The following is a 23,154-nucleotide window of genomic DNA, read 5'->3' on the forward strand; positions in this document are numbered from 1 at the left end:
CTAGGCGCCCAGGGGTGCTGCAGCCACTGTGGGAAGGGTGGGGGACTGGGACCCGCCCACCGGTTCCACCGTGATGCCCAGGGCGGACGCGGACGAGATGCCCTGGACCACGGCCGGCTTGGACAGCGCGTCCTCGTCCATCAGGCCCTGCGAGACGGGGGCCGAGCCGTCCTTGGGGATCAGCCACATCTGGTAGACCTTGCCCTCCGGCGGGGCGGGAACGTCGTTCATCTTCACCACCGCCGCGTCTTCGGATGCCGAGATGAGCAGCGTGGCGGTGCCGCCTGCGGACACATCCACGGACGCCTCGCGAAGGTCGCCGGCCCGGGTCACCTGGTTTACGGGATCGTTCTGGTCGGCAAGGTAGGAACCCACTCCGACTCCGCCCAGCGCAATTGCTGCGGCGGCGGCAACCCCGGCAAGCCAGCGGCGCGCTCCACCGGGCCTGCGCCGTTCCTCCCGCCGCTGCCGTGCTGCGGCCAGTTCGTCCACGCTGGCCGTTCCTGCAACCGTGGCCGGCGGCGCAGGGGCAGCCCCGGCGCCGGGCTGTCCGTCCTGCCGCATGTTGGAGGTGTCCGGCAGTTGGGCGACGATGCGGTTGAAAAGGTCAGCCGGGGGCTCCTCCTCGTACCGGAAGGTTGTGGCGAGGGTCTCGCGTGCCTGGCGGACACGCTCCAGGAAGGCAAGCCGCTCCGCGTCCGGGGCGGACGAGATGTAGTCCTCAATCGCCTGGCGTTCGTGGTCCGTGACGGCGTCCAGGGCATAGAGTTCCGCCAGGTCCACGGCACGGCCGGAGGCAAGGTCCGTAGATACGGTGTCGCCGAAAGCCCCGGAGCGGCCGTTAGGCCCTTGGTTCATCTCTGTCATCTCAACTCACCCCCAAACAGGTCTTCAGTCGGATCAGTCCGTCGCGGATGCGGGACTTGATGGTCGGTACTGCTGCGTTCAGCCGCTCTGCCACCTCCCGGTAGGTGAGGCCGCCGTAGTATGCCAGGCGTACGGACTCCTGCTGGGTTTCGGTCAGGGTTCCCAGGCAGCGGACAACCTCTTCGGCTTCGAGCCTGCTGCCCACTTCATCGGAAACAGTGTCATGGTCAATGTCCTGGGTGCTGGCCCCGTACTTCGCCTCGCGGTCCGTTGAGGACTGGGAGGACCTGACCTTGTCCACCGCACGCCGGTGCGAAATGGTCATCAGCCAGGACAGTGGGCTGCCGGCGGCGGGATCGAACTTTGCCGCGCTCTGCCACACCTGCAGGAAGACTTCCTGTGCGGTGTCCTCGCTGAGTTCGGGGTCGATCAGCACCCTGCGCGCCATACCGAACACCCTGCGGGACGTCAGCTGGTAGAACTCCGCGAAGGCCGCCTGGTCGCCCTGGGCAATGCCGGCCAGGAGGACCGCAAGACGGCGGCTTAGGTCAGCCGGCGGATCTGTCAGCGCGGCAGAAGCCTCGGCATTTGGCGCATTGGGAGTTTCCATTACTACCAAGCATAAGTCTCCCGGCGGTGAATCCTTAGCGGTTCCGCTGCGGCCGGCCCGGGAGCCTGCTTCCAGTAATGTCACCTGCCGCTCCTTGATCAGTCCTGGAAATGCTTCCAGGAGTCATTCGGGGCAAAAGGGGATATGGATGGGTGGCGCGGAGGAATCTTTTGGGCCGGAAGCACGCCCCGCGGGTTCAAATGCGGGCGCCGGAAAATCCCTGCTGCCGCCATGCCTCGTAGACGGCGATGGAGGCGGCGTTGGCAAGGTTGAGCGACCGCAGGGCCGGCAGCATGGGCAGCCGCACGGTGGCAGTAACGTGGGGGTCTTTCTTCAGCTCTTCCGGAAGTCCCACGGATTCCCTGCCGAACATCAGGACGTCGCCCGGCTGGTAGGAGATGTCCGTGTAGCTTGCCGTTCCGTCCGACGTGAAGGCGTAGACGCGTTCCGGCTGCAGGTGCTGCCAGGCGTCCTCGATGGACTTGTGGACGGTGACGACGGCGAGGTCGTGGTAGTCAAGGCCGGCGCGGCGCAGTTTGGCGTCGGAGAAGTCGAAGCCGAGCGGTTCCACAAGGTGCAGCTCAGCCCCCGTAATGGCGGCAAGCCGAATGGCGTTGCCGGTATTGCCGGGGATTTCAGGGGCGTGGAAGAGAATGCGGAACACGGTTCCATCCTAGCGACAGCCCGCCGGCCACGCCGTTTAGTGCATGCCGCGCAGCAGCCTGGCCAGGACGGGGATATTGACGGTGTTGGGTGCCGGTCCGGAGGCAAGGAATTCCTTAATGCCCCGGACCATACCGGCCGCGTTGACGATCTGGACGGTTTCCAGGGCTCCGGACGGGCGCCGGTGGTGGTCGATGACGGGCTCGTGCAGGTTGCCGGTGGGGCTGAGGACCACGGTCCAGCCGGTGACGTTCAGTTCCGGAAAGATGTCCTGCATCGCCCGGACCAGGTGGGCCAGCTGCGGCGGGGCGATGGTGCGCGCGCCGTGGTTCAGGGTCCTGCCGTCCCAGGCGTACGCGCCCTTGGGAAGGAGCATGGAATTGACCAGGGCCAACCGGTAGCCGGAGAGGACCGCATGGTCGATGTGGCTGTTGTCCGCCGGTGACTGGAGGCCGTTGACAAGCCGGGCGGCGGGAATCGCCGGCAGGACCTGGCGGGTCAGGAGCTGCACCGTGCGCATTTCCCGCTGGATCCGGGCCTCGGCCCCGAAGATGCCGCGCTTGCGTGGCATGCCGTGTACCTGCTGGCTGGCCTGTGCCAGGGGGATGAGCGGAACACTGCCCGGCGTCCCGCCGTCGTAGGCAGGTACGTAAACGGGCGGGTCCCCGGCCGTGTTCCGGGCGCTGCCCGGCCGGTGGACGGTGGCTGACGCACGGCTGCCCGCGGGAGGGGCGTCGAAGTGGGCCTCATTCTCGGCAGCCTCTCGGACCGTGCCTGACGCGTAGGACCGGTCGTATGCCTTGCGGCGCTGCGGGTCGATGAGGGTCTCGTAGGCGGCGGTCACCCGGCGGAAGGCCGCAGCGTCACCGCCATGGTCCGGATGGGCGGTGCGGGCGGCACGGCGGTAGGCCACCTTGATCTCCTTGTCGGTGGCCGTGACCGCCACCTGGAGGACCTGGTAGTGGGAGCTGTTGAGCTCGCTCAAGCACACATCCTTTTCCTTGTGGTCCGGCCCGTGAATGGAGCCGGGCCAGCCCAGTTTAGCCAGCATTGCGGCCGGCCCTGATGTGACAACGACCGTCCTGGCTCCGCAGGTTCCCGCCCTTCCGGCAGTCTAGACTCGTGGGGGCACGGCCGGACGGTCGATGGGGAAGGTACTGGGGTGGAGATGGAAACGCCGACGGCGGGACGGCCTGCCATCGACGGCGGGTGGAGGGCGGTGCTGGCAGCCGCGCTGGTCCCCGTCCTCCTCAGCGGGTGCAGCCTGGACGTGCCGGATCCCGCCGCCCCGGAAGCGGCGGAAAGTCCAACCCTGCCGGCCACCCCCACCATTACACCGGGACATGATGCGGCAGCCGTGGCTGCACAGGACCTGCCCTTCAGCGCCGGTGGCATCCTGGCCCGCGGGGTGCCCGTCGGGATTTCCGACGGGCTGAAGGACGCGCCGGGCTGGCAGGCAGTCAAGGAAAACGTGGCGGGGGAAAGCCAGTATCTGAAGGCGGATGGTTGCCTGGTTTCAGCCAGGGTCCGCGGCGGCCAGGAGGCCCTCGCCCGTGCGGACGACCGGGAATCGACTGTTGCGCTCTTCGAGTACCTGGACCCCACCATCCTGCCGGGCTACCTGAAGACGGACTCCTTGCGCTGGGGTGAAGATCCGGAAGCGCCGGAGCGGCGGGTGGAGGTCCTGCTCCTCGAGCAGGCTGCACCCGGCGCCAGGGCAACAGTTGTAATGGCGCGGCTCTTCGCGACGGCGGGCTCATCTGTCTACGTCTCGGTGTCCTGTCCCGATGCCGCCTCCCTCACCGGAGCCCGCGCCGACGTCGGCACCCGGCTCCAGGTCCTGCCGCCGTCGAACTAGGCTGACTGGGCAGTCGGCCGGACAAGCTTGCGGGATAGCCGATTGAGTGCCAGCGCGCCCACCAGCAGGCCGAAATCGCGAAGGGCGACGTCGTAGAACGCGCCCATCAGCAGGAGGTTGATGATGATGCCGGCCAGCCATGCCGCCACCACGAGCGAGCCGAGCCGCGGGTTGACCGCGACGAGGATTCCGGCAGCAACCTCCACGGCCCCCACTACGTACATGAACGCCTGGGCGGAGACGGGGACCAGGGCCGTGGCCTGCGGGGCGAGGTAGACGGTCCAGTCAGCCAGGATATTGGTGAACTTATCCAGGCCGAAGATGATCGGTGCAACGGTGAAGACGGTGCGCAGCAGCAGGAACGCCTGGCGGGCAGGATCAGCAGCTAAAAGATGGTGGGCCTGTACCGCTGATGCGATTCTCATGACAACTCCTTCTAAAAGTAGGTATCACAATTTTAGAAACCGCAAGGTCTATAATCAAGGGATCTTGTCTTTGGATTGGACGTTATGAACAGGCTTCCCTGGCCGCAGCGGCTTGCTGCGCTCGCCTCCCTGACAGACGAGAAGCGCCTGCAGCTCTTTGAGTTCGTTGCGCAATCCCCGCATGCAGTTGGACGGGATGAGGTCGCCCAGGCTGCAGGGATCCCCCGGAGCACGGTGTCCTTCCACCTGGACCGGCTGGTCCAGGACGGCCTGCTTGCTGTTGAATTCCACAAACCCCCGGGCAGGACCGGGCCCGGCTCCGGTCGTCCGGCAAAGATGTACCGTACCCTCACTGGAGAAGTGACTGCCTCGGTCCCTGACCGGAATTACGACCTTGCCGGGGACCTCCTGGCCGAGGCAATCAAAAGGTCGCAGTCATTGGGTGAGCCTGCCGCAGACTCACTGCGCGAAGTCGCGTTCCATAAAGGCGGCCAGTTGGCAGAGGGGGCCGGGTCCCTGGAAGGGTTCCTGTCCGCGGCCGGGTACCGCCCGGATCCGGATCTCGGGGGAGGCTTCCTCCTGCCGAACTGCCCGTTCCACCGGCTGTCCCAGGCCCACGCCGAGGTGGTCTGTTCCATGAACGGTGCATTCCTGCGCGGCGCTGCGGCGGCCTGCGGAATCCCAACCGGCCGGGTAGTTGAATCGGACAAGCCTGGACACTGCTGCGCGCGGATCGCTCCCGCCGGTTAGTCCGGAGGCCTTGACGCTGCCTCGGCGGGGAGCCGCCGGGCCCGAAACGGCTAGAATTACAGGGTGCCCGCCTACCTCGATCATGCTGCAACCACCCCGCTCTCAGCTGAGGCTCTGGCTGCCCTGACCCGCGAACTTGCCCGCACGGGCAACCCGTCGTCACTGCACGGCTCCGGCCGGAGGGCACGCCGGACGGTTGAGGACGCCCGGGAAACAATAGCTGCCGCCGCCGGGGCGCACCCGTCCGAAGTGATCTTCACGTCCGGCGGAACCGAATCGGACAACCTTGCCGTCAAGGGCCTGTACTGGGCCCGCCGGGCGGAGGGCGCTGAGCGGCGGCGTATCCTGTGTTCCGCCGTCGAACACCATGCAGTGCTGGACACCGTGGAGTGGCTGGAGCGCCATGAAGGCGCGGAGGTGACGTGGCTGCCCGTGGACGGCGAGGGCGTGCTGGACCTGGCGTTCCTTGAGGCCGAACTCGCCCGTGATCCCGCCGGCATTGCCCTTGTGACCGTGATGTGGGCCAACAATGAGGTGGGTACCATCCAGCCGATCCACCGCGTAGTGGAACTGGCCCATGCCGCGGACGTTCCCGTGCATTCGGACGCCGTGCAGGCGTTTGGGTCGCTTCCCGTGCATTTCAAGGAGTCCGGCCTGGACGCCATGTCCATCAGCGGCCACAAGATCGGCGGCCCGGTGGGCGTGGGAGCCCTCCTGCTGGGCCGCGCGGTCACGCTGACGCCGGTCCAGCACGGCGGCGGCCAGGAGCGGGACGTCCGCTCCGGCACCCTGGACACGGCCTCTATTGCCGCCTTCGCTGCGGCCGCCGCGGCTGCCACCTTCCATCTGGGCCATGAAGCGGCGCGCATCGCAGCCCTGCGGGACCGCCTGATCGAGGGCGTCCTCGAACGGATTCCGGAAGCCGTCCTCCGAGGCGCCCCCGGTACCGGCCGGCTCCCGGGCAACGCACACTTCACCTTCCAGGGCTGCGAAGGGGACTCACTGCTCTTCCTGCTGGACCTCGCCGGAGTGGAATCATCCACGGGCTCCGCCTGCACCGCCGGAGTGCCGCGGCCCTCCCACGTCCTGCTGGCCATGGGGCTTGACGAGGAGACAGCACGCGGGGCACAGCGCTTCACGCTGGGCCATGCTTCCACGGATGCCGACGTCGACGCCCTCCTGGGTGCCCTGCCCGATGCCTACGTGCGTGCCCGGCAGGCAGGCATGGCCGGTCAGGAATCCTCGATCCAGACGGCCGGGACCATTGCCCGACAGGGGCCAGGCAACCGCTGACTTGGCATCTGCGGCGGGACACTTTACATGAGGCCGTAGAATAGATAGGCGAGGATCGTTTCCGGGAGCCTGCCCGCTCGATCCGCACAGCCGGTCCCCAGCCACGTGGCGCCGGCCAAAACCTTCCCCGACAGAAAGCCAGCATGCGAGTTCTAGCAGCCATGAGCGGCGGAGTTGACTCCGCCGTTGCCGCCGCCCGCGCCGTCGAGGCCGGGCACGACGTCGTCGGCGTCCACCTGGCGCTGTCGCGGATGCCTGGCACCCTGCGGACGGGCAGCCGCGGCTGCTGCACCATCGAGGACTCCCGCGATGCATGGCGGGCCTGTGACGTACTGGGCATTCCCTACTACGTGTGGGACTTCTCGGAGCGCTTCAAGGAAGACGTGGTCCAGGACTTCATCGATGAGTACGCTGCCGGCCGCACGCCCAACCCCTGCATGCGCTGCAACGAGCGCATCAAGTTCGCGGCGCTGCTGGAGAAGGCGATCGCGCTGGGTTTTGACGCCGTCTGCACCGGCCACTATGCCAAGGTCATCGAGGACGCCGACGGAAACCGCGAACTGCACCGCGCCGCGGACTGGGCAAAGGACCAAAGCTATGTCCTGGGTGTCCTGACCCACGAACAACTCAAGCACTCCATGTTTCCGCTCGCGGACACGCCCTCCAAGGCCGAAGTCCGGGCAGAGGCCGAGCGCCGCGGGCTGTCGGTGGCCAACAAGCCGGACAGCCATGACATCTGCTTCATTCCCGACGGCGACACGGCGGGCTGGCTCGCTGAGAAGATCGAGATGACCCGCGGCGACATCGTGGACGAGACCGGAGCCAAGGTGGGCGAGCATCCCGGCGCCAACGCGTTTACGGTCGGACAGCGCCGTGGCCTGAAGCTGGGAACCCCCGCCGCTGACGGGAAGCCCCGCTTCGTGCTCGAGATCAGGCCCAAGGAAAACAAGGTGGTCGTGGGTCCGCAGGCGTTGCTGGCCATCGATGAAATCCGCGGCATCAAGGTGTCCTGGGCGGGCCTGCCCATCCGGGAAGTGGAAACCGGGGAGGAGTTTGACTGCTACGCCCAGGTGCGCGCCCACGGCGACCCGGTGCCCGCCACCGCCCGCATGGAGGCGGACGGGGAGTCAGCCGGCCAGTTGGTGGTCCGGCTGGCAGACCCCCTCCGCGGCGTGGCGCCCGGGCAGACAGTTGTCCTCTACCAGGGCAGCCGCGTCCTGGGCCAGGCGACCATCGACGCCGCCCGGTCCCTGCAGCGCGCCGCGCTGTAAACCACGGGCGGGCATCTGAGCTGTGCCGCCGGCCCCGGGGCGGCCCCGGCACCCGCGCTTAACACCCGGCCCATCAGTCCCCCTGCCCATAGACTGGGATCATGACGCAGCACAACCTCCCCTCACCAGACTCCGACGAATACGATCCCTCCGCCAGCTCCCTGGCCGGCCAGGTGGACAGTTCGGTGATGGCTGAACTGCTGTCCATCCGCTCCAGTATCGACAACATCGATGCCACGCTGGTGTACCTCCTGGCGGAGCGTTTCAAGGCCACGCAGAAGGTGGGTTTTCTGAAAGCCGCCCACCGGCTTCCCGCGGGGGACCCGGGGCGCGAGACCGCCCAGATCGCACGGCTCCGGAGGCTCGCCGAGGATGCCCACCTGGACCCGGCCTTTGCCGAAAAGTTCCTGAACTTCATCATCGGCGAGGTCATCCGGCACCACGAGGCGATCGCCGAGGACCACCAGGCAGCCTCCGGCCAGCACCCCCAGGCATCAGCCCTCGCATGACCGTGGTTGAACGGCACGAACCCGCCGCCGCGCCCAAGAAGGCCCCGCCGGCGGAAGTAACGGCGACCGGGCTGGGGCCATGGCCGGGCGAGGACCCCCTGGAAGCTGCCCGGATCATCCGTGGAGAACTCGGCAGCCCGCACCTGCCGTTCCTGGCTGAACTGCCGGCCCGGGGCGTCGGCTCCGATGCCTTGGGCCGCACCGCGTCCCTGCTCGAGGAGCTGGCCGTGGATGTCCAGCCCTATGGGTGGCGGCTCGTGGACCGTCCGGGCAAGGATGTGCGCCGTGCAGCCTCGGCGCTGGCCACCGACATCAACGTCCTGGCCGACGTCGCGGGGACCGAGGAGGCGTCCGCGGAGGAAATCAAGGTCCAGCTGGTCGGCCCCCTTAGCCTGGCCGCCGGCCTGCACCTGCACAACGGCGAACGCGCGCTGGTCGACTACGGTGCACGGCGGGACCTGGCTGAGTCGCTCGCTGCGGGTGTAGGAGGGTACCTGGCCCGTGTAGCCGCAGCCGTGCCCGGTGCGCGGCTGGTGGTCCAGCTGGATGAACCGGATATCGCCGCCGTGCTCGCCGGCACCATCCCTACTGCCAGTGGCTACCGTACGCTGCGGGCCGTTGCCTCCGCGGAGGCCCGTGAAGCATGGCGCCTGGTGGTTGAAGCCCTTCGTGCCGCGGGAGCCGGCGAGGTGGTGGTGTCCGTGCCCGCCATCGAAGCACCTTTCGAGCCGATCCTGGCGTCCGGCGCGGACGGCGTCGCTGTGCCCCTGAAGGCCCTGACCACCCGGCAGTGGGAGCACCTGGCCGGGACGGTGGAGGCAGGCAAGCGGCTGTGGGCCGGGGCGCTGGACGTGGATGGGGAAACCCTTCCCAAGGTTGCGGACTGCGTGGAATCCGTGTGGCGGCCGTGGCGGCAGCTTGGCTTGCCGGCGTCGTCCCTGCAGACCCTCCGCGTCACGCCGTCGGCGGGCCTGGCCGGCCGCACCCCTGCACAGGCCACCGCGGTGCTGGGCAGGCTGACGCAGTTGGCGGACGGGCTGAACCAGCTCGCCCTGGGCTAACCGGCAGGGCCGGCCAGCCAGGGCGGGCCCGCCCTAAACCCTGTTCTCCCAGCGGTCCGGCTGTGCGTAACGGGGAAGGAAGCTTTGGGCCGCGCTGCCTCCGGTGTAGGGGCGCAACCGGTAGTCGAAGCTTCCGGCGTAAACCAGGACCAAGCCAATCTGCGGCTGGATGACCTTGACCTGGATGCGGTGCTTGCCATTGGTACCGCCTGCGGGATCCCACCATTGCTCGGCGTACGCCTTGGCGTCGACCGGCGCCGGCAAGGGCACCCGGAGCGGGCCAAGGAACAGCCGGGAGGCTTCCGAGACGCCGCGCAGCCGTCCCTCCGCGGTGACACTCAGATTCAGGTCGGTCACCATGCGGCGGTAGCGGCCCACGTAGTCCACCAGCTGCGGAGACCCGTTGCGGATGGTGGCGCTGGTGGTGTCCTGGAAGATCCGGGTCCGTCCGGGAAACCGGATCTCCCTGCGGGCGGTAAGGCTGGAACGGCCAAATGGGTCCTGGTGGGCGTGGTTCTCGATCCGGAACGGAATGTTCTCGCCATATTCGGGGAAGAAGGCCTCCTCCCCGCTGGTCAGCCGCAGCAGCGGGCGCAGCCACTCCTGCCGGCAGCCCACCACATCGAATGTCCCTTCACCGATGCCGTAGCGGCCCGAGCCGGGCACCAGGGAGAAGTACTCCTGCAGTTCCGGCTGCAGCCTGGCGAAGTCCGTTCCAAGGACCTGCTGGTAAATGGGCACGTTCACAAAGCTCCTCCTGGGCGCAACACACTACTGGTCTCACAATTTACCGGCAGCTTTGAGCCGGATGTACATGTCCGCGACGCGCGGCGGCAGCTGGTGCGGTTCGGCGTCCACCACTTCCACACCGTACCGGCGGAGCTCGGCGCTGACGGCGGCTCGCTGCAGGAGGGCACGTTCCGCCGCGGCGGCCCGGAACACCCCGGCAGCATCGCCGCGCTCCCGCACCATTGCACCCAGTTGCGGGTCCCGGACAGCTGCCACCACCACCACATGGTCCTGGGCCAGCCGGGCGGCGGCAGGCAGGAGACCTTCCTCCGGCGCGCCGCCGTCGAGGGAAGTCAGCAGCACTACCAGGGAGCGGTGGGCCGTGACGGCGCGGACCTGGGCAGGGACGGCCGGCCAGTCCATTTCGATGAGCTCCGGATCCAGCGGTGCCATGGCCTGGACCAGCTGTCCCAACACGTTGCCCTGAACGGCGGAACCTGCCCGGGCCCGTGCCCTGCGGTCAAAGGCCAGGAAGTCCACCCGGTCGCCACCCCGCTCGGCGAGGACACCGAGCAGGAGCGCCGCCTCCATCCCGGTATCGAGGCGGGTTTCGTCGCCGATCCTCGCTGCCGCGGTCCGCGACGTATCGAGGACCATCACCACCCGGCGGTCGCGTTCGGGCCGCCAGGTGCGGACCACGACGGCGGACCGGCGGGCGGTTGCGCGCCAGTCGATGGACCGGACGTCGTCGCCCCGGACGTAGTCCCGCAGCGAATCGAATTCGGTGCCGGCCCCGCGGATCTGGACGGCCGCTTTCCCGTCCAGCTCCCGCAGCTTCCGCAGTTTGGAGGGCAGGTGCCGCCGCGAATGGAACGGCGGCAGGACACGCAGCGCGCCTGGGCAATCAATGGTGCGCTGGCGGGCTGCCAGGCGCAGGGGGCCAAAGGAGCGCAGCGTGACGTGCGGGGCTTTGAGGTCGCCACGGCGTACCGGCCGGAGCCGCACAGTGATGCGCCGGCTTTCATGCGCGGGAACATTGATGCCCTGGACCGGGTCCTGGGCTCCGGCTGACGGCTGCCAGCCGTCCCGCAGCGTGCCGTGCAGGCGTCTGCTCCCGTCATTGCGGACAATGAGCCGGGCCTCCATCGTCCCGTTCAGCGTGACGTTGCCGGGATCGGATCGCAGAACCTGGACCGGTTTCAGTGCGCCGGCGAATAACAGGTCGGTGCCGCATAAGGCGGCGAGGACGGCCAGCACGGCAAATACCGTTCCCCATCCGGGCAGCAGCATGACCGGAACCAGGCCCAGCAGCACCAACAGGACAAAGCGCCCGGAAATGGCCATCAGCGCGGAACGGGAAGGGATGCCAGGATGCTGCCCAGCACGTCATCCACCCGGACCCCGTCCATCTGGGCCTCGGGCTGCAGCGCAACCCGGTGCCGGAGGCAGGGCAGGGCCAGCGCCTTGACGTCGTCGGGGGTGACGAAGCTCCTGCCGGACAGCCAGGCCCAGGACCGGGAGGTGTTGAGAAGGGCCGTGGCTCCACGCGGCGAAACGCCCAGCAGGAAGGATGGCGCCGTGCGGGTGGCCCGCACCAGGTCCACGATGTAGCCGATGATTTCCTGCTCGACGGCGACTCCCGTCACGGCGTGCCGGGCCCGCTCCAGGTCTGTGGCGCCCGCCACCGCCCTAACCCCGGCCGCTGCCAGGTCACGCGGGTCAAAACCGGCTGCATGGCGGCGGATGACTTCCATCTCCGCAGAACGCTCGGGCAGGGGCATGGTGAGCTTGAGCAGGAAGCGGTCCAGCTGGGCTTCCGGAAGGGGATAGGTGCCCTCGTACTCCACTGGGTTCTGCGTGGCGGCCACCAGGAACGGGGCGGGCAGCGGGCGGGACACGCCGTCCACCGAGACCTGCCGTTCCTCCATCGCCTCCAGCAGCGAGGCCTGGGTCTTGGGCGGTGTCCGGTTGATTTCGTCCGCCAGGAGGAGGTTGGTGAAAACCGGCCCCTCCCGGAACGTGAATTCCGAGGTGTGCGAGTCGTAAACCAGGGACCCGGTGACATCGCCGGGCATCAGGTCCGGGGTGAACTGCACCCGCTTGGTGTCCAGGTCCAGTGCCGCGGACAGGGCCCGCACCAGCAGGGTCTTTGCCACGCCCGGCACACCCTCCAGCAGCACATGCCCCTGGGACAGCAGGGCGATCAGCATGCCGGTGACCGTAGCGTCCTGCCCCACCACCGCCTTCGATACTTCGTGGCGCACATCCAGCAGGGCCTGCCGGGCGGAATCGTGCTCCATCGGGTCCAGGACCCGCTGGCCGCTGCCGTGTTCACTCATCGGCTGTTGACCTCTTTCTCTAGGTTGTCCAGTTCCTGTGCCCAGGCGACCAGCCGGGACTCGCTGTTGGGATGCTGGTTGACGAGGTCCCGGATATCGGCTGCCGGCCGGCCCAGCAACCGCGCCGCCGTCTCGGTGATGGTGTCAGCAGAGGCGCCGGGTCCCAGCCGCAGCTTTGCGGCCAGCCGTACCAGGATCCCGGCGCGGAGGTTGTCCCGCGCCTGGTCCACCGCGTGTGCATCGTGGTACATCCGGGCGCGGCCCTCTGCGGTTTCCACTGCCTTTACCACCACTGGCAGCGGCTCGAACACCAGCGGGCCGAGCCTCCGGCCGCGCCAGGCGATGGCGGCCAGGGCAACCACCAGCAGCCAGGGACCCAGGAAACGGACCCACTCCGGCGCGAGCTCGTCCAAAGTCTGTCCGGACCCGGATGCCGCCAAATCCTCCAGTGACGGCAGGTACCAGACCAGGTCTGGAGACTTGCCCAGGGTCCGGAGCGCAAGGGCAGCATGTCCCAGCTCATCCAGCTGCCCATTGCCCAGGACCACCGTGCTGCCCAGCACTGTCAGCTGTCCGTCGCCGCTGACGGCCAGCAGCCCGGCGGCAGTTCCGGAAGGCCGGTAACAGGACACCCCGCCGTCGTACACGAAACCCTGGCTGCCCGAGATGTCCCCTGCCACCTGGGCGTCGGGGAGCGGACAGCCAGGGGCCAGCGGGGGAGCATCGTCGGGCACCACTCCTGCCTGCCTGATACCGCTGTCCAGAGCAGTGAGTGTTTCCAGCCGCGGCGTGACCACCACAACCTCACCGGCTGCAGCCGCCAGCTCACTGAGCCGCGGTTCGTCGAGGATCCCGTTGCGGTCATACAGCAGGAGGGTGGCGGCGGAACTTTCCCCCAGCGCCGACATCGCATCCTCGAACGTTCCGGCGGTGTGCACGTCCACTCCGTGGCGCCCCAGGATCTGGGTGACGGCCCGTCCGCCGTCCGGACCCGCGTTGCCGGGGGACAGCGGAACTGCGTCACCCCGGGGAGCCAGTTGGCCCCAGACAACCAGGCCCAGGGCGATGGCGACCACCGCGCATAGGGCCGTGAACTCACGGTGCTTGCGCACCCAGGGCAGAGGTGTCCACCCGGGGGCGGGCGCCGGCGCCGTCCCGGGGACACCGGCAGGAAGGGTATCCGTCATCCCAGGGCCGCCGGTGGCTGCAGTGCGGACTCTGGCTTCGATGCCTCGAGGTCGGCGTCCAGGCCGGCCAGGTCCTGGTAATCGCCTGGGCTTGCCGGCCGGTTTCCGTAGCGCACAGCGTCGAAAACGCCTGCCGCGCGCTCCAGGCGCCCTGCTTCCTTGGGGAACGGCACAGCCAGCTCACGGGCCACTTCGTCTGCCGTGCGTCCGGGCTGCGGTTCCAGGATGGTCCGGTCTTCAGCGGCGCGTACCAGTGCACGAAAGCGTTCGACGACGGCGTCCCCCCATTTTCCTGACGCGGCCGACGCCTCGGCGCGTTGCCTGTACTCAGCGGCGGAAAGGACGCTGTCCGGTTCGAAGACTTCCCTGGACCGGCGTAACGCGGCGTTCAGGCGTGGTCTGGCGAGGATCACGGCGGCCGCGATGATCAGGGCAATCACGATCCCGATCACAGGACTCGGCAGGGGCCCCGCGGAGTCCGTGGATCCGTCCAGGGACGAAAACCAGTCAAGGAAGTTCTCCCAGACGGTTTCAATCCATGACGGTGCGGCCTCGCGGTACTCCGTTTTGGCGAGTTCTTCCTCAGCCCACCGCCGGGCTTCCCCTGCGCCGGGGAGTACGGGGGGTTCAGCGGACATGCCAGGGACCGGAGGGAGGTCCGTTTTCCGGTCCCCGGACGTCGTCTGCCTCGCGGCCCGGAACGCCGTCGGGATCGGCGCCCGATTCTGCAAGGCGCAGGAGGGTGATGTCCAGGCCGTCTTTCCGCATCCGCAGATCCATGTAGAGCAGCGCCATGACGGACGTCTGGAACGCGTATCCGAGGGCACCTACCAGGGCGCCGAGGACAGCAGTGACCACGCCAAGTGCCACGGCGGTGGCTGCCGCCTCACCACCGCCGCCCAGCGGATCGGTGAACGTGGTGAGGAATCCTGCCAGCAGGCTGAACGGGATCATCACCACCTGGCTGATGATCCCCACCATAATGCCCACTACCAGCGTGATGCCGAGGATCCGCCACCAATTGGCGCGGGTCAGGTCCCAGGACCGCCGCAGCCCCGCCAGGGCTCCCAGTTCCTCAATCACGACGGCGGCGGGAGCCACCATGAGTTTGACGGCGATCCAGATGATCAGCGCGATAAACGCCAGCACAAGCGGGATGAGCAGGAGCGCTCCGGTTCCTTCCATGCTGGACACCAGGGCTACCGCAACCGCCACGAGGAGCCCGAACGCGAGCAGGCCGGCGCCCGCCAGCAGCAGCGCCAGGCGGATCAGGGCCCCGGCGCGTGACCGGGAGAGAGCCCACATCTGGCGGAAACCCGTCCGCCGATTCAGGATTGCGCGCGCCACCGGGACCACCATCGCGCCCTGCAGGACCGCCGAAATCAGCAGTGTCAGCAGGCCGACCACAAGGAAGGCGGAAAAGAAGCCAAGGCCCAGCGATGCCGCCTCGGCCGGGCTGGCGCTCTCCGCCCAGGCTTCGACGGATCCTATGGAGGTCGCGGTGAAGGCCGTGATGACGGCCGCAAGGATGGCCGACAGAGACTGGGCCAGCACGGCGGCGCCCAGCATGGCCTTCGGGTTCCGCCGAATGGCTTGGAAGGAGCCGTCCATGATCTCGCCGAACATCAGGGGGCGCAGCGGGACGATGCCAGGCTTGGGCGGTGCCACGTAGCGGGGCTGGCCGTACGGGCCGCCGTTCTGCGCTCCGTTGTAAGGAGCCCCGGCGTAGGGCGAGCCGGGTGCGGGCGGTGGGCCCGCCGGCGGCTGCTGGCCGGCGGGCTGCTGCCAGCCGGGCGGTCCCCAGGGCTGTTGCCCGGGAGGCTGCTGTTGACCTGGCCACTGCGAACCTGGCTGCTGCCCGGGCCAAGGTTGCCGCCCCGGCCACGGCGAATCAGAGGGCCACTGCGGGCCTGAATCTTGTGGTGCCACCCTATTCCTTCCCCCGTACCAGGCCGTCAGCTGCCCGCAGCGCCCGGCGCACTGCGCGGAAGGGCGCCGGGAAGGTCCGGCATGCCCCCAGCCTATAGTTCCGGCGTCGGCCGTCCTAGCGTTCCGCCATGCCGGAGGCTGCTGAACAGGACAAAGGCTGCCTGATAAGGGAATATATAACTATGAAGGCACGCATTCTGGTGGTTGATGATGATGAAGCGCTGGCCGAAATGATTGGAATTGTACTTCGCAATGACGGCTTTGAGCCGGTCTTCTGCGCCGACGGCGCCCAGGCGCTGGACGTTTTCCGGTCATCCAGGCCGGACCTTGTACTGCTGGACCTCATGCTTCCCGGCGTGGACGGCATCGAGGTGTGCCGGCAGATCCGTGCCGAATCGGACGTGCCCATCGTCATGCTGACCGCCAAGTCGGACACCTCTGACGTCGTCCGCGGCCTGGAATCAGGAGCCGACGACTACGTGCCCAAGCCGTTCAAGCCCGCCGAGCTGGTGGCGCGTGTCAGGGCACGCCTCCGCCCGGGCGACCAGAAAGCACCGGAAACCCTGCGGATTGCCGATATCACCATCGACGTCGCAGGGCACACCGTCAGCCGGGGCAGCGAACGGATCTCGCTCACGCCGCTCGAATTTGACCTCCTGGTGGCACTGGCACGCAAACCGTGGCAGGTGTTCACCCGCGAACTGCTGCTCGAGCAGGTCTGGGGCTACCGCCACGCTGCGGACACGCGCCTGGTGAACGTCCATGTCCAGCGCCTGCGGTCCAAGATTGAGCGGGATCCGGAGGCTCCGGAAGTTGTAATGACGGTGCGTGGTGTCGGCTATAAAGCAGGGGCCTGACCCCGCTGCTTCCGGGGAGGGACGCAAAGCCGGAGTACCGCCGCCCGAACCCCCCTCAACCGGAGGCCCCCCAACTGTTCAGGGGGCAGGCGGGCTGCAGCCGGCCCCCGAACATTCGGACTCCCTGACCCCCGGATTCCGGGAACTGGCCTTTCGGGGGCGCATCTGGCAGCGCCGGGCCCTGATTGTCAGTCTTCGCGTTGCACGCCTCGTCGGTACAGGCTTCCGACGCTTGCTTCCGGCACTGCGCCACCTCGGTCGCGCCCTACAGCGGCGGTGGCGCCGCTCCCTGCAGTTCCGCACGGTCCTTACTACTCTGCTCCTGGCGGTCACGTCCTTCGCAGCGGTCGGGGCATACCTCTCCCACCAGATCGCCAACAACCTGTTCCAGGAGCGCCTGACGCAGGCGGAGTCGGAGACCCGTTACAACGTCAAGCAGGTCCAGGACACGTTCGACGGCGCCCAGGTCACCGACCAGTCCAGCGTCATAACCCTGGTGTACGACACCCTGAACGCCGTGGAAGGCAGGGGCTCCGTCATCCAGCGCCGCTACGTGTTCGAAGCGATGCCTGAGCAGACCAAGCCCAGGAACCGGTGGGTTGAGTCCCGCGCTTCGGACCAGTTGACGGTGAGTGTTATCCCCCCTGAACTGCGGAAGGCGGTCCAGGAATCCGGGAAGGACCAGTATTGGGCATCCACTGTCATTCCCGTGGGCACCGAGGACAGGCCGGGCATCGCCGTTGGCAACAAGGTGACGTTCAACGGGACGGTATACGAGCTGTACCTTATTTACGACCTGAATACCGCACAGCAGACCCTGGATGAAATCCAGCGCGTGCTCTGGGCGGGCGGCGCAGTGCTGGTGCTGCTGATCGGCGCCGTGGCCTGGTACGTGACCCGCAACGTGGTCAGCCCGGTCAGCCACGCCGCCATGGTTTCCGAGAAACTTGCCGCCGGGCAGTTGCAGGAACGTATGGTGGTCCGCGGCGAGGACGAGGTGGCGCGCCTTGGTGCGTCCTTTAACCACATGGCTGCCAGCCTCCAGGAACAGATCACACAGCTGGCCACCCTGTCCCAGATGCAGCAGCGTTTCGTGTCCGACGTCTCGCACGAGCTCCGGACTCCGCTGACCACCGTGCGCATGGCAGCTGAGGTCTTGTATGACGCCCGCGATGATTTCGACCCCATCAACAAGCGGTCGGCGGAACTGCTCTACAACCAGGTGGAACGCTTCCAGTCACTGCTGTCCGACCTGCTGGAGATTTCCCGCTTCGACGCCGGGGTGGCCGTCCTGGATGCTGAGCCGGAGGACATCCTGCAGGTTGTTGCGCACGTCATCGAAGGCGCGGCGCCGGTGGCGGCTGAATACGGTTCAGAGATCGTCCTCAGTGCCCCCGCCGAGCCCATCGTCGTGGACATGGACGCCCGGCGCATCGACAGGATCCTGCGGAACCTGATCCTCAATGCCGTTGAACACGGTGAGGGGAAACCCGTCACCGTCACCGTGGCAGCCAACCAGGCCGCCGTCGGAATTGCTGTCCGTGACCGCGGCATAGGCATGGAGCCTTCGGAGGCCGCCCGGGTCTTTGACCGGTTCTGGCGTGCGGACCCTGCCCGGGCCCGCACCACGGGCGGCAGCGGACTGGGCCTGTCCATCGCCATGGAGGACACCAAACTGCACAACGGCTGGCTGCAAGCCTGGGGCAGGAAAGGTTCCGGCGCCAACTTCCGGCTCACCCTGCCGCTCCACCAGGGGGAAGACATCGATACGTCGCCTGTCCAGCTCGAACCCGACGACGTCATGGCTCCCGGTGAACCGCGCAATATTCCCAGGGAAATGGACAACCGCAACATGCTGGTCCTTGAAACCGGCACTGCGCGCCTGGCCCCGGTGCCGACGTCGAAAGAAACTCCATGATGCCCCGCCGCCTGCTCCTGGTGAAGGTGGCCGCCTTCCTGCTTGCCCTTGCGTTCGTGCTGGCCGGCTGCGCGCGCATCCCCACCTCCGGACCAGTGGGAAAGAGCAGCGAAGGCAGCGCGGGCAACCTCAGCGCACCCGTGTTCCTTCCGGCAGCACCGCAGCCGGGCGCCTCGCCCGAGACCATCATTGACTACTTCTACCGGGCCGGAAGCGGGTATGAGGACGACTACGCCGTCGCCCGCCAATACCTGACCCAAGCTTCCTCCGTGTCCTGGAAGCCGGACCAGCGTGCCCTCGTCTACAGGGACGCCCGGGTGGTGGCAACAGACACCGAAAACGTCTACAACTACGAGCTCGACGTCGCCTACACGATCGATGCGGACGGGATCGCCACGCAATCACCGGAAGGAACAGTGGAGAAGATCCCCGTGACCGTCACCCAGGTGGACGGTGAGTGGCGCATCTCCGCCATTCCCGACGGTACAGCCATCGCCGAAGAGACCTTCAAGGTGATCTACGGCGCCTATCCCATCTACTTCTACGATCCCACCTTCACCTTTGCGGTTCCGGACGTGCGGTGGTTCATCAGGAATAAGACCGTGAAGGCGATGACCAGCGCCCTGCTTGCCGGGCCTGCACCGTACCTGCGGGGCGTGGTGGCCAGCGCTTTCCCGTCCGGCATCAAGCTGGCCCGTGAATCCGTCCCGGTGGTGTCCGGGGCAGCGCAGGTTGACCTGACGGCGAAGGAACTGATGGAGACCTCCCCGGAGGACCGCCTGCGCATGCAGATGCAGCTGACACTGACGTTCCGCAGCCAGCCCGATGTGGTCAATGTGGAGCTGCGGGCGAACCAGGACCTGGTGCGGGTGGAGGACGACGGCTCCGTGCTGCCGCCGGTGCAGGACAAGAGCGTGCCGTCCCGGCAGATCGCCATCAGCGGCAACGAACTGGTGAGGTACGAGAACAACAGGGTTTCTCCACTGCCGGACATGCAGCCGGTCTCGGCACTGAATCCCCGGTTCCCGGCGGAATCCCCGGTATCGCAGACGGCAGCGTTCCTCAACGACGGCAGGACCACCCTCTACGGCATCAACCCTGGACAGCCCGCACGGTCCCTTACCACCCGGAGCACGCTGAGCCGCCCCTCCTTTGACCTCAACGACTGGGTGTGGACTGCAGGGCCGGGAGCGAACGGCGCCACGGAAGTAGTTGCCTACCGCCCGGGCGGGGTGGCCGAAGGGGCGTCCGTCCCTTCGGTCACGCTGGCCCCCGCATGGCTCGCCGGCCGGACCGTCAAGGAACTCCGAATCTCGCGGGAGGGGGTACGGGCCCTGGTCATATCTGAACAGAACGGCAGGACGCGGGTACAGGTGGCCGGCATCATCCGTGGCGGTGACGGAACCCCTCGTGAATTGACGGCACCTGTCACCTTGGCCACCGAGAGCAACCCTGACCAGGGGGCGTGGGTCAGCGACACAACGGTGGCGGTGATGAAGGGGGCGGCGGCGTCCAACGTCACGCCGGAACTGCTGTCCCTCACGTCCGGCCAGCCGCAGCAACTGGCTCCGTGGCCCGGGCTTGTGGCCCTCAGCGCGGGAAATGGCGCCGAAGAGGTCTACGGGCAGTCAGCCGAGGGCATCTTCCAGCGGCTGGGCAACGGCTGGTCACCGCAGATCAAGGGACCTATCGATCCGTCCTTCCCCGGTTAACCACAGGAGCTGCGGCGGAACTGCCGCATGCTCCCCCGGCAATGTCCACATGCCATGACGGAGGACTGTCCTTCAACGCCCGCGGCGTGGAACGTGGAGCCATGACCAGTCCAGCTTTCCTGCCTCCCCCCGGCCGCCGCCACCGGACCGATCCCGATCTCTTTCCCCTGCCACCCCGATCCGCCCGGCACCGGTCGGAGCACAGCAGCCGTTTGCTGCGCCTGGCGGAGCAGCTGTCCGGCGCGGCCGCTGAGCTGCTGGCATTGGCCGTTCCGGTGGACTGCGTGTGCTGCGGCGCTGAAGACCACGCGCTCTGCGCCGCATGCGACCGGCAGATCAGGCGCCTGACCAGGGATCCGTTCCGTGCGGAGACCGGAGCGCCGGCGCTGATGGACATTGGCGGGAGGGTGCTGCTGCCGGTCGTAGCCTCCGGCGTGTACCGGGAGGAACTTGCGCAGGCGCTCCTGTCGTTTAAACGGCACGGCCAGCATCAGCTCAGGAGCAGCCTTGGCAGAGCCCTTGCCCGCGGTGTCCTGGCCGCGGCGGGGGAGGGGCAGGCAGCCTGTCTTGTCCCCGTTCCCACCAGTTCCACGGCCTTCATGAGCAGGGGTTTCAGCCCCGTCCACCTGCTCCTGGCACAGGTGGCGCGGCTGATGCCGGGAGTCACGGTGGCGGACGTCCTCGGCAAGGCCGGCAGGGCGGGCGTCCGGGTGGCCGGAGGGCAGAAGGGGCTCGGCCGGGGAGCCCGGGCCAAGCGTGTTCGCGGCTCAATGAAGGTCCGGCGCCGGGATGGGGTACGGATTGCCGGACGACGCTGCATCATCGTCGACGACGTCCTTACCACCGGCGCCACCCTTGCCGAAGCGGCCCGGGCTTTGCACCAGGCGGGGGCCTTAGTCACCGGTGCGGTGGTCCTGGCCGCGACACGCCCGCCCGACGCTGCTGGCGCCGGCACGGATGCCTCCGGGGCCGCGGAAGCAACCATGACTTAGAAAAAAATAAACCGGGAAAGGATGAATAACGGATGGCTATGAACTAACGTCGGTGGTGGGTACCAAGAACAGAATGTACCTGTCGATGGCGGCTCGGAGAGGGGCTTGACTGTCAAACAGCTCGGCCCAGCGAAGTGCCGCCGTCGTGTCACCGAAGTCATTTGGAGGGCACCATGGAGTTTATGATCAGCGGACGAAATCTGACAGTTTCAGACCGGTTCCGCGAATACGCCGGGGAGAAGATCTCAAAGATCGAGTCGCTTGGAGACAAAGTCCAGCGCGTCGATGCCAAGGTCTCCAAGGAGACGAATGCCCGGCAGACCGGCGACCAGCTGACCGTTGAGGTGACAGTATTGGGCCGTGGACCTGTGATCCGTGCCGAAGCCAGTGCCGCCGACAAGTTCGCAGCGTTCGATCTTGCATACAACAAACTGCTTGAGCGTCTCCGCCGCGCCAAGGACCGCAAGAAGGTCCACCACGGGCGGCACACTCCGAAGGCCGTCCGGGAAGCGACCGCCACACTCGAGCCTGCCAGTACCCACGAACCGCTTTATGTCGAGGCAAGCCACCGGAACGAAACCACGGCAACGCCTGTTGACAAGTCCCCTTATGACGTGGACAACGACATCCCGGCCGGGGATTCCCCCGTGCTGATCCGCCGCAAGGTCTTTCCGGCCGCATCCCTTTCGCTGGATGACGCCGTGGACAATATGGAGCTTGTGGGCCACGATTTCTACCTCTTCGTGGACAAGGCAACCAACACGCCGTCGGTGGTCTACCGGCGCCGCGGCTGGACCTACGGGGTCATCACGCTTGACCACGAATGCGAGCCCGGGGACACGGTAATCGAGGAAAAGATCCTTGCCTACCGCTCGGATGAATCTGCAGCCAACGCTTAAGGTGGCCATAGCCACCAGAGAGGACTGACGTGCCACCGCTGAGCCTGGACCAGGCACGGCGGATCGCCTTGGCAGCGCAGGGACTTCACAAAGGACGGCCCGCCGGCCCCGTAACATTACGGACGGTGGGCCGGACCTTTGCCCAAATACAGCTGGTACAGATCGACTCCGTCAATGTCCTTTCACGCAGCCATTTCCTCCCCTTTTTCTCAAGGCTTGGCAATTACGACCGCACCATCCTGCAGCGGATGTCCGGCACCCACCCACGACGCATGGTGGAGTACTGGGCCCACGAGGCAAGCTATATCCGGCCCGAGCACTACCAGGACCTCCGGCTCTGGCAACGGCGCGCCTGGGTGGGTGCAGGGCGGATGGATCCCGGCCAGCGCGCCGCCATCACGGCCAAAATACTCGAAACCCTTGCCAGCAGCCGCCCCCTGACGGCTTCGGAACTGACCGCCAGGATTGGCCACGTCGAGGAAAAACAGGAAGCGAACTGGGGCTGGAACTGGAACGCGGTCAAGCGGGTGCTGGAGCATTTGTTTGAGGAGGGGCTGGTCTCCGCGGCCTCCCGGACAGAACAGTTCGAGCGCAAGTACACACTGGCTGAACGAGTGCTGCCACACGCGGACCGGAACGGCGACGCGGATTCGGCGGCGGCACTGCACCGGCTGACGGAGGCCGCAGCCCAGGCCCACGGCATCGGAAGCATCCGCTGCTTTGCCGACTACTTCCGCACGCCCGTCAAGGCAACCGCCCAGTCCGTTGAGCATCTGGTGCAGCTGGGCAGGCTTGAACCCGTAACGGTAACCGGCTGGAAACGTGACATCTACCGGCACGTGGACGCCGTGCTGCCACGCCGGGCCGTGGGGCGCGCCCTGCTCAGCCCGTTCGACTCGCTGGTCTTTGAGCGCCGCCGGCTCGAGGAACTGTTCGGGTTCCACTACAGGATCGAAATCTATACTCCCGAACATAAAAGGCGCTTTGGCTACTACGTCCTTCCGTTTCTCCTCCGTGACAGGATCGTCGCCCGCGTGGACCTGAAAGCCGACCGCGCCGGCGGGAAGCTGCTGGTGAGATCCGCCTTTGCTGAGCCGGGCGCACCGGCGGACACCGGCGTCGAACTCGCCGCGGAACTGGCCCTCATGGCTCAGTGGCTGGGGCTGAGTGAGGTGGAGGTGCAGCCCACGGGCGACCTGGCGCCGGGCCTCGCCAAAGCCGTGGCACTCGGATAGGTGAGTATCAGCTCTGAGGGAAACCGGCGTCTGCCGGTGGTCTCTCCCGT

23 protein-coding genes are annotated in these 23,154 nt (G+C 67.3%); 12 read left to right on the top strand and 11 right to left on the bottom strand.

The window, feature by feature from the left end; translation table 11 throughout:
• From AC5RUO_RS05810 to AC5RUO_RS05825, 4 genes are all read right to left on the bottom strand, one after another.
• The gene (locus AC5RUO_RS05810) at window positions 1-867 is read right to left on the bottom strand and encodes an anti-sigma factor (protein WP_494008758.1); all 867 of its coding nucleotides are present in this window, start codon (window positions 865-867) and stop codon (window positions 1-3) included.
• A 1-nt stretch (window position 868) separates the two neighbouring features.
• The gene (locus AC5RUO_RS05815) at window positions 869-1,477 is read right to left on the bottom strand and encodes a sigma-70 family RNA polymerase sigma factor (RefSeq protein WP_494103023.1); all 609 of its coding nucleotides are present in this window, start codon (window positions 1,475-1,477) and stop codon (window positions 869-871) included.
• Between the two features lie 196 nt (window positions 1,478-1,673).
• Window positions 1,674-2,141, bottom strand: a complete 468-nt coding sequence (locus AC5RUO_RS05820; protein ID WP_494008756.1) for a tRNA (cytidine(34)-2'-O)-methyltransferase — start codon at window positions 2,139-2,141, stop codon at window positions 1,674-1,676.
• Window positions 2,142-2,177: 36 nt separating this feature from the next.
• Complete coding sequence (locus AC5RUO_RS05825; RefSeq protein WP_494103024.1) at window positions 2,178-3,125, bottom strand: J domain-containing protein; 948 nt, start codon at window positions 3,123-3,125, stop codon at window positions 2,178-2,180.
• 183 nt (window positions 3,126-3,308) lie between these two features.
• On the opposite strand from AC5RUO_RS05825, the gene AC5RUO_RS05830 reads away from it, so the two are divergent.
• Window positions 3,309-3,998, top strand: a complete 690-nt coding sequence (locus AC5RUO_RS05830) for a hypothetical protein (protein ID WP_494103384.1) — start codon at window positions 3,309-3,311, stop codon at window positions 3,996-3,998.
• Here the strand turns inward: AC5RUO_RS05830 and AC5RUO_RS05835 are convergent.
• On the bottom strand, window positions 3,995-4,423 hold the full coding sequence (locus AC5RUO_RS05835; RefSeq protein WP_494103025.1) for a hypothetical protein: 429 nt from the start codon (window positions 4,421-4,423) through the stop codon (window positions 3,995-3,997). The genes AC5RUO_RS05830 and AC5RUO_RS05835 overlap by 4 nt on opposite strands.
• Window positions 4,424-4,507: 84 nt before the next feature.
• On the opposite strand from AC5RUO_RS05835, the gene AC5RUO_RS05840 reads away from it, so the two are divergent.
• From AC5RUO_RS05840 to AC5RUO_RS05860, 5 genes are all read left to right on the top strand, one after another.
• A complete protein-coding gene (locus tag AC5RUO_RS05840) occupies window positions 4,508-5,173 on the top strand; it encodes a helix-turn-helix transcriptional regulator (RefSeq protein WP_494103026.1) in 666 nt (221 codons plus the stop codon).
• 63 nt (window positions 5,174-5,236) lie between these two features.
• The gene (locus tag AC5RUO_RS05845; RefSeq protein WP_494103027.1) at window positions 5,237-6,466 is read left to right on the top strand and encodes a cysteine desulfurase family protein; all 1,230 of its coding nucleotides are present in this window, start codon (window positions 5,237-5,239) and stop codon (window positions 6,464-6,466) included.
• A gap of 143 nt (window positions 6,467-6,609) precedes the next feature.
• Entirely contained in the window at window positions 6,610-7,737 is a 1,128-nt protein-coding gene (gene mnmA, locus AC5RUO_RS05850; protein WP_494103028.1) for a tRNA 2-thiouridine(34) synthase MnmA, read from the top strand.
• A gap of 101 nt (window positions 7,738-7,838) precedes the next feature.
• Window positions 7,839-8,246, top strand: coding sequence for a chorismate mutase (locus AC5RUO_RS05855; RefSeq protein ID WP_494008749.1), 408 nt, complete (start codon window positions 7,839-7,841; stop codon window positions 8,244-8,246).
• Complete coding sequence (locus AC5RUO_RS05860) at window positions 8,243-9,307, top strand: uroporphyrinogen decarboxylase/cobalamine-independent methonine synthase family protein (protein WP_494103029.1); 1,065 nt, start codon at window positions 8,243-8,245, stop codon at window positions 9,305-9,307. Before AC5RUO_RS05855 ends, AC5RUO_RS05860 begins: the two co-directional genes overlap by 4 nt.
• A 33-nt stretch (window positions 9,308-9,340) precedes the next feature.
• On the opposite strand, the gene AC5RUO_RS05865 is transcribed toward AC5RUO_RS05860, so the two are convergent.
• From AC5RUO_RS05865 to AC5RUO_RS05890, 6 genes are all read right to left on the bottom strand, one after another.
• The gene (locus AC5RUO_RS05865) at window positions 9,341-10,054 is read right to left on the bottom strand and encodes a DUF4166 domain-containing protein (RefSeq protein ID WP_494008747.1); all 714 of its coding nucleotides are present in this window, start codon (window positions 10,052-10,054) and stop codon (window positions 9,341-9,343) included.
• 33 nt (window positions 10,055-10,087) lie between these two features.
• Window positions 10,088-11,380 (bottom strand): DUF58 domain-containing protein, encoded by a 1,293-nt coding sequence (locus AC5RUO_RS05870; RefSeq protein ID WP_494103030.1) that lies wholly within the window; start codon window positions 11,378-11,380, stop codon window positions 10,088-10,090.
• Window positions 11,380-12,375 carry an AAA family ATPase gene (locus AC5RUO_RS05875; protein WP_494103031.1) on the bottom strand — a complete coding sequence of 332 codons (996 nt, stop codon included), beginning with the start codon at window positions 12,373-12,375 and terminating at the stop codon, window positions 11,380-11,382. Before AC5RUO_RS05875 ends, AC5RUO_RS05870 begins: the two co-directional genes overlap by 1 nt.
• On the bottom strand, window positions 12,372-13,487 hold the full coding sequence (locus AC5RUO_RS05880) for a DUF4350 domain-containing protein (RefSeq protein WP_494103032.1): 1,116 nt from the start codon (window positions 13,485-13,487) through the stop codon (window positions 12,372-12,374). Before AC5RUO_RS05880 ends, AC5RUO_RS05875 begins: the two co-directional genes overlap by 4 nt.
• 71 nt (window positions 13,488-13,558) lie before the next feature.
• Window positions 13,559-14,200: a DUF4129 domain-containing protein gene (locus AC5RUO_RS05885; RefSeq protein ID WP_494103033.1), complete on the bottom strand. Its 642-nt coding sequence runs from the start codon at window positions 14,198-14,200 to the stop codon at window positions 13,559-13,561.
• Window positions 14,190-15,230: a DUF7847 domain-containing protein gene (locus AC5RUO_RS05890; protein WP_494008742.1), complete on the bottom strand. Its 1,041-nt coding sequence runs from the start codon at window positions 15,228-15,230 to the stop codon at window positions 14,190-14,192. Before AC5RUO_RS05890 ends, AC5RUO_RS05885 begins: the two co-directional genes overlap by 11 nt.
• Before the next feature lie 443 nt (window positions 15,231-15,673).
• On the opposite strand from AC5RUO_RS05890, the gene mtrA reads away from it, so the two are divergent.
• The 6 genes from mtrA to AC5RUO_RS05920 all read left to right on the top strand — a co-directional run bounded on the left by mtrA (window position 15,674) and on the right by AC5RUO_RS05920 (window position 23,104).
• A complete protein-coding gene (gene mtrA, locus AC5RUO_RS05895; RefSeq protein ID WP_494008741.1) occupies window positions 15,674-16,348 on the top strand; it encodes an MtrAB system response regulator MtrA in 675 nt (224 codons plus the stop codon).
• A gap of 124 nt (window positions 16,349-16,472) precedes the next feature.
• Window positions 16,473-18,266 (top strand): MtrAB system histidine kinase MtrB, encoded by a 1,794-nt coding sequence (gene mtrB, locus AC5RUO_RS05900; protein ID WP_494103385.1) that lies wholly within the window; start codon window positions 16,473-16,475, stop codon window positions 18,264-18,266.
• Window positions 18,266-19,978 (top strand): LpqB family beta-propeller domain-containing protein, encoded by a 1,713-nt coding sequence (locus tag AC5RUO_RS05905; RefSeq protein ID WP_494008994.1) that lies wholly within the window; start codon window positions 18,266-18,268, stop codon window positions 19,976-19,978. The genes mtrB and AC5RUO_RS05905 overlap by 1 nt, the downstream gene beginning before the upstream one ends.
• A gap of 101 nt (window positions 19,979-20,079) precedes the next feature.
• Entirely contained in the window at window positions 20,080-20,970 is an 891-nt protein-coding gene (locus AC5RUO_RS05910) for a ComF family protein (RefSeq protein ID WP_494008740.1), read from the top strand.
• Between the two features lie 173 nt (window positions 20,971-21,143).
• The gene (gene hpf / locus AC5RUO_RS05915) at window positions 21,144-21,869 is read left to right on the top strand and encodes a ribosome hibernation-promoting factor, HPF/YfiA family (protein WP_494008739.1); all 726 of its coding nucleotides are present in this window, start codon (window positions 21,144-21,146) and stop codon (window positions 21,867-21,869) included.
• A gap of 29 nt (window positions 21,870-21,898) precedes the next feature.
• Window positions 21,899-23,104 carry a winged helix-turn-helix domain-containing protein gene (locus tag AC5RUO_RS05920; protein WP_494103034.1) on the top strand — a complete coding sequence of 402 codons (1,206 nt, stop codon included), beginning with the start codon at window positions 21,899-21,901 and terminating at the stop codon, window positions 23,102-23,104.
• The last annotated feature ends 50 nt before the right edge of the window (window positions 23,105-23,154 follow it).

It is taken from the genome of Arthrobacter sp. Y3221087, from assembly GCF_059089905.1.